The sequence below is a fragment of the Mesorhizobium sp. P3_A9 genome, from assembly GCF_056402975.1.
The window spans coordinates 1-8,794 of sequence record NZ_JBFUGJ010000253.1 but is presented as its reverse complement, the minus strand read 5'-3'; the positions used below and the strand labels follow the sequence as shown (position 1 = coordinate 8,794).

Here is an 8,794-nt window from a genome sequence, read left to right as displayed (position 1 = left end):
CAGGCAGCCCGACCCGGTCCACCATCGCGCAGCGGGTTGAGTAGCTTCTCGAAGCGGTMCCACTTCACCAGACCTGACAATCGATCGAGTGGCGAAGAACCGCCTGCCAACTTGCCGCCCAGAAAGGCTTCCGCCAAGCTCAACTGACCCGTCTGCTTCACTGCCATCGTGATTCCCTCCGAGCGTCAATCTCAGAGAATCACAACCACCGAATTACGCAACAGTCCCCTTGTGGGGAAAAGTGGAGCTTTCCACAGTTCCGCTTGACAATTGTCCCCTTTTGTTCCCTATTCGTTCTTGTCCATCAGCAACCTCGGATATGCGGCCGGTTGGAAACCACAGCGACCATCCTGCATGCCGATCTCGACGCATTCTATGCCTCGGTCGAGCAATTGCTCGATCCGTCGCTGCGCGGCAAGCCGATCGCGGTCGGCGGCGGCGTGGTGCTCGCTGCCTCCTATGAAGCGCGTGCCTTTGGCGTGCGTGGCGGCATGCCGGGGCGCAAGGCACGCGAGCTTTGCCCGCAGCTGATCTTCGTCGGCGGCAACTTCAGCCACTACCAGCGGCTGGGCGACGCGGCGATCAAGATGCTCGACGATTTCACGCCGGTGGTCGAGCGCATTTCCATCGACGAGGCCTTTGCCGACGTCGCCGGCTGCACGCATCTGTTCGGGCAACCGCAAGAGATCGCCACGGCGATCCGCTGCCGCGTGCGGGCCGAACTCGGCCTGCCGATCTCGATCGGCGTGGCGCGCACCAAACACCTTGCCAAGATCGCCTCGCAGGTGGCCAAGCCCGACGGGCTGGTGGTCGTCGAGCCCGGCACCGAACTGGCCTTCCTGCACGATTTGCCGGTCGGCCTGATGTGGGGYGTCGGCCCGGCGACSARGGCRCGGCTGGCCGAAATCGGCGTCGAGACMATCGGCSAGCTGGCGAGGACCCATAGCGGCGCGTTGACCAGGCTGCTTGGTCCCGCCGCCGGCGAAAAGCTCGCCGCCCTGTCATGGAACCGCGACCCGAGAAAACTGGAGACCAAGCGCCGCGCGCACTCGGCCGGTGCGCAATCGGCGCTTGGCCGCAAGCCGGCCGTGGCTGATGTCGTCGTGCCGACGCTGCTGCATCTGGCCGACCGTGTCGCCAGCCGTCTGCGCGCCAAGGCGCGGCCCGGCCGCACGGTGACGGTGCGCGTGCGCTTTGCCGATCTCAGCGCCGTCACCCGATCGATCACGCTGGACCAGCCGATCTCGGCGACCACCATGCTGGCCGAAATCGCGCAGGACCTGGTAAGTGGCGTGCTCGCCGACCATCCACGCGAAAAGACGATCTCGCTGCTGGCGATCTCCGTTTCGCATCTGGAGGAGAGCACCGAGCTGCAACTCGACCTGCCGCTCGGCCTCGCCGACGAGAAGCGCCGGCCGGGCAGCAAAAAAGGTCTCGCCCGCTTCGGCGCCGACCGCGCCATCGACAAGATCCGCGAACGCTTCGGCAAACAGGCCGTCGGCTACGGCACGGTGACGCTGGAAGCGGCGCGCTCCGTGCCCGACGAATTCAGGGAGCTGGCTGAGAAGGAGCTTTGACGGGCACGGCTGGCCGGGCACGATCATATCGCGCGGCCAGCATCCCTAGAGCAATTCCAGGAAAAGTGCGAACGGTTTTCTGTCCGGAATTGCTTCAAAAACAAAGAGTTAGAGCGGTTCGCCGTTTCCGTTAAACGGTGAAATGCTCTAGTCGATGAAGTCGCGAATAGCCTTTGTGTAGACAGGCGGGTCCTGCAGCATCGAAAAATGGCTCAAGCCCCTCAGGATGACCAGTTTCGCGCCCGGTATGGTGTCGGCCAGGTATTTGCTGTGCTCCGGCTTGATGCCTTCATCATGCTCGCCGACGACGATCTCGGTCGGCGTGGTGATCTTCTTCAAATCGTCCGTCGTCAGATGCGGCTGGGTGGCCCACATCGCGCCGATCTGTTCGAGGAAGGCGTTGTATTGTGTCGGCGTCGGAGAGATTTTCTCATAGACCTTGCCGCAGCGTTCGATGTAGGCGCCGAAGGTCTTGTTGTCCATCACGGTCGGGATCAGCCCGTCGGTGGTGGCATTGGCGGCATTGGCGAACAGCTTGATCAGCCGCTCAGGGTGGTTGATGGCGATGATCAGGCCGATGATGCCGCCATCGCTCCAGCCRACGAGATTGACCTTGTCGACCTTGAGATAGTCGAGCAGGGCCAGGTAGTCGGACGCCATCAATTCATAGCTGTAGGGATCGGCCGTGCGCGTCGAGCGGCGATGGCCCCGGCTGTCGGCAACGATGACGACGTGATCCTTCATCAGGTCAGCCACTTGCGAGGAGAACACATCGGCATAGCCGAGGCCGCCATGGATCATCAGGATTGGCGAGCCCGACGTGCCATAGACGGCGTAGTACATCAGGATGCCGTTGACCGGCGCCTTGCCGCTCGTGACGGCGGCGGGCATCGGTGCCGGCTCCGGCAATTCCTGCCATTTGTCCAGGGCCTGCGAGGAAGCGGGCCACAGCATGAGCAGCACCAGCGCCAGACGGGCGCGCATCAGGAATTTCATCGATCTCTCCATTGGCGGGTTTCGGCCACCCTCGCCCGGCCGCCTGTTTTTGAAATTGCGTCGCGGTTGTCCAACCGCTTGACAGGCTAGCGCGGCAGCGCCGAGGATCGTTATCCGTTTTGCGCAAAGGAAACGTCCGCATGGCGTTGGCGGAGGTGGCCAAAAATTCCTTCATCCGGACCCGGCTGTTCGAGGACATCGACGCCCAGGCTGCCGAATTGAAGGGTTTCGATCAGGCCTACCGCCAGTTCAGCCGGGGCCGGTTCAGGGGACGTTTCGTCACCATCGATCTGGCGCCGTGCTGCGGCATATACATCGAGCGCACCAGCCAGACCATCGAGTCGCGGGGGTCGGTGCCGCTCGGCGAAACCGGGATTGCCTTTACCATCGACGGCAACGAGCCGTCGAAACTCGGCGGCGCGCCGCTCGACCATGACCATATATTGTTCCTGCCGCAGGGGTCGGAGATCGATATATGGATGCCGGCCGGCACCCATATCTGCCTGCTGACCGCGCCCGCCGGCCTGATCGGCCGATCGCTTGCCGGCGAACGCCGCGATGCCGCTCTTGGCGCGCCAGGGCTGCTTTGGGCGCCTGGCCTGCCAGCAAGGCTGACGAAGATCACCCGTGCACTGGCGCGGAAGGCTGGCTCTTCCAACGGCGATGGCGAAGCCATGGCGGCCGTGATCGCCGAGACCATGATCTCCGCCTTGCTTTCAGCGGGCAAAGGCAAGGGTTTGCCGGGCCTGGCGAAAGCCGGCGAGCGGCAAGCCATCTTTCAGGCCGCGCGCGACATCATCGAAACCGATCTGGCCCGCCCGGCCGCGATAGCCCGCATGCCAGCCACGCTGAATGTCTCGCGCCGCACCCTCGAATACGCGTTCCACGAGACTGTGGGCATCGGTCCGCGAACCTATCTCGCCATGTGTCGGCTGAACGCGGTGCGCAGGGAATTGGCTGATACCAGCGAGCCGATCGGCGACATTGCCGCCCGCTACGGCATCTGGCATCTCAGCCGCTTCGCCGGAGCCTATAAAACCACCTTCGGCGAATTGCCGTCGCAGACACGGTCGCGCCACCACGACTGAAGGAACGACCCGGCGGTCGGAAGAAGCCCCCAATCAAAACCCCATTCGGAGCACGCAGCCGCAAATGCTTGCCAAATCCCGCCATGCCGCCCATACAGCGGCTTGGGCGGATTGCCCATCCCGAGAGGTCCCGCGCCTCTCCCATCTTGCCGGGGATACTGTCCGATGCCTGCGACGCCGTACCCTTGGTCGAAGCCTTGACGGCCTCTTCCCCCGCCCYGTCACTATCCCTTGCCAGCCTTGGCTGGTCGGATTTCTTTGCCGATCAGCTTGAACCGGACGAGGCAAGCCTCATCCCAACGCGCATCGCCATGGTCCATCGAGATCGGCTGAGCGGCCTGTCCCAGACGGGACAAACCGACCTGACGCTGCCGCCACAGGCCACCACCGGCGACTACGCCGTCGGCGACTGGGTGCTGGTCGAGCCGCATGAYCAGCTTGTGAAGCGTCGCCTGACCCGCAAGACGGTGCTGGAGCGCCGCACCCAGGGTGGCCGGGTGCCGCAGCTGGCCGCGGCCAATGTCGACACGCTGTTCATCGTCACCTCCTGCAATGCCGACTTCAACATCGCCCGGCTCGAGCGCTATCTGGCGCTGGCCAACGAGGCCGGAACGACACCCGTSATCCTGCTGACCAAGGCCGACACGGCAGAAGACGCCGAGTCCTACCAAAGCCAAGCCGCCGCACTGCAGCGCGGCCTGGCCGTGGTGACGCTGAACCCGCGCACATCGGATGCCGCGGCAGCACTCGCCGCCTGGTGCGGCATTGGGCAGACGGTGGCGCTGATCGGCTCCTCCGGTGTCGGCAAATCGACACTGGTCAACACGCTGGCCGGCTCGGCGCAGCAATCGCCGCAGCAGACCGGTGCCATCCGCGAACACGACGCCAAGGGACGCCACACCACCACGGCGCGGTCGCTGCATGCCATTGCCGGCGGCGGCTGGGTGATCGACACGCCGGGTATGCGCACGCTGCAGGTCAGCGACGTCGGCTACGGCATCGACACGCTGTTTGCCGAGATCACCGAGTTGGCACCGCTGTGCAAGTTCCGCGACTGCACCCATGTGCACGAACCGGGCTGCGCTGTGCAGGCTGCCATCAAGGCCGGCACGCTCGATCCGGAGCGCCTGGCCCGCTGGCGCAAACTGTCCGAAGAAAACCAGCACAACACGCCGGTGCAGAGCGGCCCGCGTGGTAGCAAGTCACCCGCCGGCCGTGGCAAGCGACGCTGAACGGCCGTCCTACTGCCCTACTGCCCTACTGCCCTACTGCCCTACTGCCCTACTGCCCTACTGCCCTACTGCCTCTCAAAGCCGCGCGGTGCCGAAAACCCGGTCCCACAACAGCGACGTCACGCCGAAATTGGCGTTGTCGTCCAAATGGTGGTGCACCGCGTGGCGGCGCTTGAGCGTGTAGAGATAGCTGGGATGGGCGGGATGCCAGTGGTGGATCATGTGGTGAACACTGATGTACCAGAGATAGCCCAGCATCAGCCCGCAGCCGACCGCGCTGGCGGTCGCAAAATCCGATATCAGCCAGATGGGGAGTGCGATCAGCGCATGCACGCCGAGACTGAGCCAGGTCGGCGTGCCGACCGGACTGCGCTCCTCGACATGATGACGGTCGTGCAAATCCTTGATGTAGGGAACGTGATGCAGGACGAAGCGATGCAGGACGTATTCGATCAATGTCCACACGCCGAGACAGATCAGCACCATGCCGATCCACTCTGGCGCGCCCTCTTCCCCGGCCTCGATCAGCCCGGCCAACCCCAAAAGGGCGATCACCAAGGGATAGACCACGAAATCGCTGTAGTAACCGATCAGACCCAGTTGCATTCCGGACGCCCCATCTGATTTTCGACGCCGCCCCAGAAACAATGCTATCAGATTGCCCAACTCGCGGGTGAGGTGCAATGCAGCATAGCGTCGCAATTTCCCGATGCAAATTCGGCGCCCATGATCCCTACAGAATCGGCCGACTTCGCACCAGCGCCACAAACGGACATGCAATCATGGCAAAACGCAGTGCGGGCTTGCTGATTTATCGTCGAAAAGACGGCGAACTCAGAGTGCTGCTGGTTCATCCCGGCGGCCCATTCTGGGCGAAGAAGGACGATGGCGCCTGGTCGATCCCGAAAGGCCTCGTCGATGAGAACGAGGACGAACTGGCGGCAGCACAGCGCGAGACCGGGGAAGAACTCGGCATCACGGTCGACGGCCCCTTCGCACGCCTTGGCGACTACAAGCAGCCGGGCGGCAAGATCGTCATCGCCTGGTCCGTCGAGACACGGGCCGAGATCGACGTCGCCGCCATCAAGAGCAACAGTTTTATGATGGAATGGCCACCGCGGTCGGGATCGATGAAAGAGTTTCCTGAGATCGACAGGGCCGGCTGGTTCAGCCTGCCCGAGGCCGAGGCCAAGATCCTTGTTGGGCAGCGCCCGATGCTGTTGGATTTGCTGAAGCAATTGGATGCCGGGTGAATGCCGGTAAAACGAGGGTGACCAACAAAATGGAGAGAGACGTATCGAACGAACCGACCGCCATCCTGATGCAACAGGTGAAACACGAGATGCAACAGGTGAACCACGGCAGCGACGATGCCGAATTGAACTACAGACTCGGGGAAGAGCTCATCGAGAGATGGAGACGAGGATCCGATCTGGAGTTTCTCGTCGACCTGCTGCGATCTGAAAAATCCGGTGAGCGGCTTCTTGGCGCCTACTACCTCGGCGAAGTGGGCGGGATAGACGGATTGAAGGGTCCGGCGATAGAGCTGGCCGATGACGTGCTTTCCAACTGTCGGCGCGCTTTCGTCGACTACGTGAGAAGTTCCGGATGCTACGACGACACGATTGCCGACGCCCTGGCGAAATGTCTTCTGGACCTCGATCTGTACGTCCGAGTGACGACCATGCGGTGGGCAATCCAGACATCCGCCGAAACATTCGAACCGTTTTCCCGGCTGGTTGAGTCCGGTGCAGGCGGCTTCGAACCCAAATTCCGCAATCCCCTCAGCAATGACTTCCTCAACGAGTCCAGCCTAAGGCGTGCGACCCGGGGGCTGGATATCGTTCGCCGCCTGCGCGACGGCGGGAAAATTCAAGAGATCAGACAGAACTTCCCGGAGGAAGACAGCTTTGTCTTCGATAATTTTCTTTTCTGGGAGGCCCGTCGTGAACGCACTCAGGAATGGCAAAAAATCAAATCGCAGCATTGATGGCCGACACGAGCAGCCGGTCAACCTGATTACGCTGTCTCGCGCAAAATCACCGTCGGCTCCATCAGCACCATCCGGCGCGGATGCGTGCGGTCGTCGAGAAAATCGATCAACGCGCCGATCGCCAGAGCGCCGGCTTCGGAAATGCGCCGTTCGATCGTCGACAGCGGCCGCACCAGCAGCGGCGCGATGTAGATGTTGTCAAAACCCATCACGGCACAGTCTTCGGGAACGCTCAAGCCCCGTTCTCGCAACGCGACCGTCGCTCCCATCGCCAGCATGTCGCTCATGCAGCACATCGCCGAGAAGTGTGTGCGGTCGAGCAGCGTGCGCGTGGCCACCAGTCCAAACCGATGGTTGAAGGCGCCGCACTCGATCAGATCGGGATCGATCGGCAGCCCGGCCTCGCGGTGCGCCCGCTCGAATCCTGCCCGCCTGATTTGGGTGTTCGAGGCCAGGGGATTGCCGCTGACAAAGGCTATGCGCGTGTGTCCCGCCTCGATCAGATGGCGCGCCGACAGGAAAGCGCCCTGCTCGTAATCCGTATCGATGCGCGCGGCGAGGCAATCGAGGTCGGGAATTTCCCGGTCCATCGAGACCACCGGAATCCTGAGCCGCTCCAGAAGGCCGGCTTCCGGAATGAGATCGCTTGCGGCCAGCACGATACCATCGACGCCGTGGCTGGCGAGGAAGGTCAGATGTGCCGCCTCCTTTTCAGGATCGGAGTCTGAATTGCACAGGATCGTCGAATAGCCGCGCTCGCGCGCGGCCTGGTCGCAGGCACGCACCAGTTCGGTGAAATAGGCGTTGAGAATATCGGGCACGATGACGCCGATGACGCGCGAGCTGCGCGTGATCAGCGAGCGGGCAATCGAGTTCGGCGTGTAGTTGAGCTCCTTGACCAGTGACCAGATCTTTTCGCGGGTCTGCTCGCCGATGGACTGGTCCTTCCGGTTGAGGACCTTTGAAACGGTTGCCGCCGTCACGCCAGCCCGCCGGGCAATATCTTTGATCGTTGTTGCCACATTCCCTCGCCACTCGACGAACAATGGCCTGTCTCCAGCCGCCATCGACCATCGCCACGCGACTAGCACGGATCGCTGCCCCGACAAACAGGTCGCGTCATCCACAGCCTTTGCCGTCGATTTGACAACAGGCCGGAAACCATCTAGGTAAACGTTTACCTTCGTTAGTTAAACGCTGTTTTCTGGCGATGAGCAAGTCTGCTCGGTGCAGACCTGAGTGACGCCGGATGGAGGACCTATGCGTTTTCGAGCCTGCCTGCTTCGCGAGGATTGCTGAATGCCGGAAACGCTGGAGTCACGCAGCACTGCCGGATCGCAGCAATCCGCTCCGACCAAACTGTCGATCGAGAACCTCAACGTCCGTTTCGGGTCCGTCGTTGCGCTCAGCGATGTCAGCCTCGACATTGCCGATGGGGAATTCGTCTGCATCCTCGGCGCCTCCGGCTGCGGCAAGAGCACGCTGTTCAATGTCGTCTCGGGCCTGCTCAAGGCGACGTCCGGCAAGATCGTGCTCGACGGCCAGGATGTCTCCAACCGGCCGGGCCAGGTCGGCTACATGCTGCAGAAGGATTTGATGCTGCCGTGGCGAACCGTGCTCGGCAACATCACGCTGGCCGCGTCGCTGACGCGAGGCGCCACCGCGCGGGACCGCGCCGAGGCAGCCGAGCTTGCCAGCCGCTACGGTCTTGCCGACTTCCTCAACCACTATCCGCACGCGCTGTCGGGCGGCATGCGCCAGCGCGTCGCCATGATGCGCACCATCGTCGCCGGCCGCCAGGTGATGCTGCTCGACGAGCCGTTCGGCGCGCTCGACGCGCAGACCCGCCTTGGCATGCAGCAATGGCTGCTGCAGCTCTGGCGCGACCTCAAGCGCACCATCCTGTTC

General features: G+C 62.8%; 9 protein-coding genes. 6 read left to right on the top strand and 3 right to left on the bottom strand.

The features are described from left to right. The first annotated feature begins 329 nt into the window (after positions 1–329). Complete coding sequence (gene dinB / locus AC1DX0_RS25850; RefSeq protein ID WP_477357305.1) at positions 330–1,577, top strand: DNA polymerase IV; 1,248 nt, start codon at positions 330–332, stop codon at positions 1,575–1,577. A gap of 147 nt (positions 1,578–1,724) precedes the next feature. On the opposite strand, the gene AC1DX0_RS25845 is transcribed toward dinB, so the two are convergent. After that, positions 1,725–2,573, bottom strand: coding sequence for an alpha/beta fold hydrolase (locus AC1DX0_RS25845; RefSeq protein ID WP_477223740.1), 849 nt, complete (start codon positions 2,571–2,573; stop codon positions 1,725–1,727). 140 nt (positions 2,574–2,713) lie between these two features. On the opposite strand from AC1DX0_RS25845, the gene AC1DX0_RS25840 reads away from it, so the two are divergent. Together AC1DX0_RS25840 and rsgA are read left to right on the top strand one after the other, a co-directional pair. Further along, complete coding sequence (locus AC1DX0_RS25840; protein ID WP_477223739.1) at positions 2,714–3,661, top strand: helix-turn-helix domain-containing protein; 948 nt, start codon at positions 2,714–2,716, stop codon at positions 3,659–3,661. A gap of 185 nt (positions 3,662–3,846) precedes the next feature. Beyond that, entirely contained in the window at positions 3,847–4,893 is a 1,047-nt protein-coding gene (gene rsgA, locus AC1DX0_RS25835) for a ribosome small subunit-dependent GTPase A (protein WP_477357303.1), read from the top strand. A gap of 75 nt (positions 4,894–4,968) precedes the next feature. Here the strand turns inward: rsgA and AC1DX0_RS25830 are convergent, their stop codons facing one another. After that, a complete protein-coding gene (locus AC1DX0_RS25830; protein ID WP_477223737.1) occupies positions 4,969–5,499 on the bottom strand; it encodes a sterol desaturase family protein in 531 nt (176 codons plus the stop codon). A 176-nt stretch (positions 5,500–5,675) separates the two neighbouring features. Between AC1DX0_RS25830 and AC1DX0_RS25825 the strand changes: the two genes are divergently transcribed. Together AC1DX0_RS25825 and AC1DX0_RS25820 are read left to right on the top strand one after the other, a co-directional pair. Then, positions 5,676–6,146: an NUDIX hydrolase gene (locus tag AC1DX0_RS25825; RefSeq protein WP_477223736.1), complete on the top strand. Its 471-nt coding sequence runs from the start codon at positions 5,676–5,678 to the stop codon at positions 6,144–6,146. A gap of 17 nt (positions 6,147–6,163) precedes the next feature. Then, a complete protein-coding gene (locus AC1DX0_RS25820) occupies positions 6,164–6,883 on the top strand; it encodes a hypothetical protein (RefSeq protein WP_477357302.1) in 720 nt (239 codons plus the stop codon). Positions 6,884–6,912: 29 nt separating this feature from the next. Here the strand turns inward: AC1DX0_RS25820 and AC1DX0_RS25815 are convergent, their stop codons facing one another. After that, complete coding sequence (locus tag AC1DX0_RS25815) at positions 6,913–7,908, bottom strand: LacI family DNA-binding transcriptional regulator (protein ID WP_477223734.1); 996 nt, start codon at positions 7,906–7,908, stop codon at positions 6,913–6,915. A 277-nt stretch (positions 7,909–8,185) separates the two neighbouring features. On the opposite strand from AC1DX0_RS25815, the gene AC1DX0_RS25810 reads away from it, so the two are divergent. Continuing rightward, on the top strand, positions 8,186–8,794 hold a 609-nt coding region (locus AC1DX0_RS25810), incomplete at its 3' end, for an ABC transporter ATP-binding protein (protein ID WP_477357300.1).

Bases quoted from the DNA above. Each gene is read 5' to 3' on its own strand.
- AC1DX0_RS25825 (WP_477223736.1), top strand. From the start codon at position 5,676: ATGGCAAAACGCAGTGCGGGCTTGCTGATTTATCGTCGAAAAGACGGC.
- AC1DX0_RS25830 (WP_477223737.1), bottom strand. From the start codon at position 5,499: ATGCAACTGGGTCTGATCGGTTACTACAGCGATTTCGTGGTCTATCCC.
- AC1DX0_RS25840 (WP_477223739.1), top strand. From the start codon at position 2,714: ATGGCGTTGGCGGAGGTGGCCAAAAATTCCTTCATCCGGACCCGGCTG.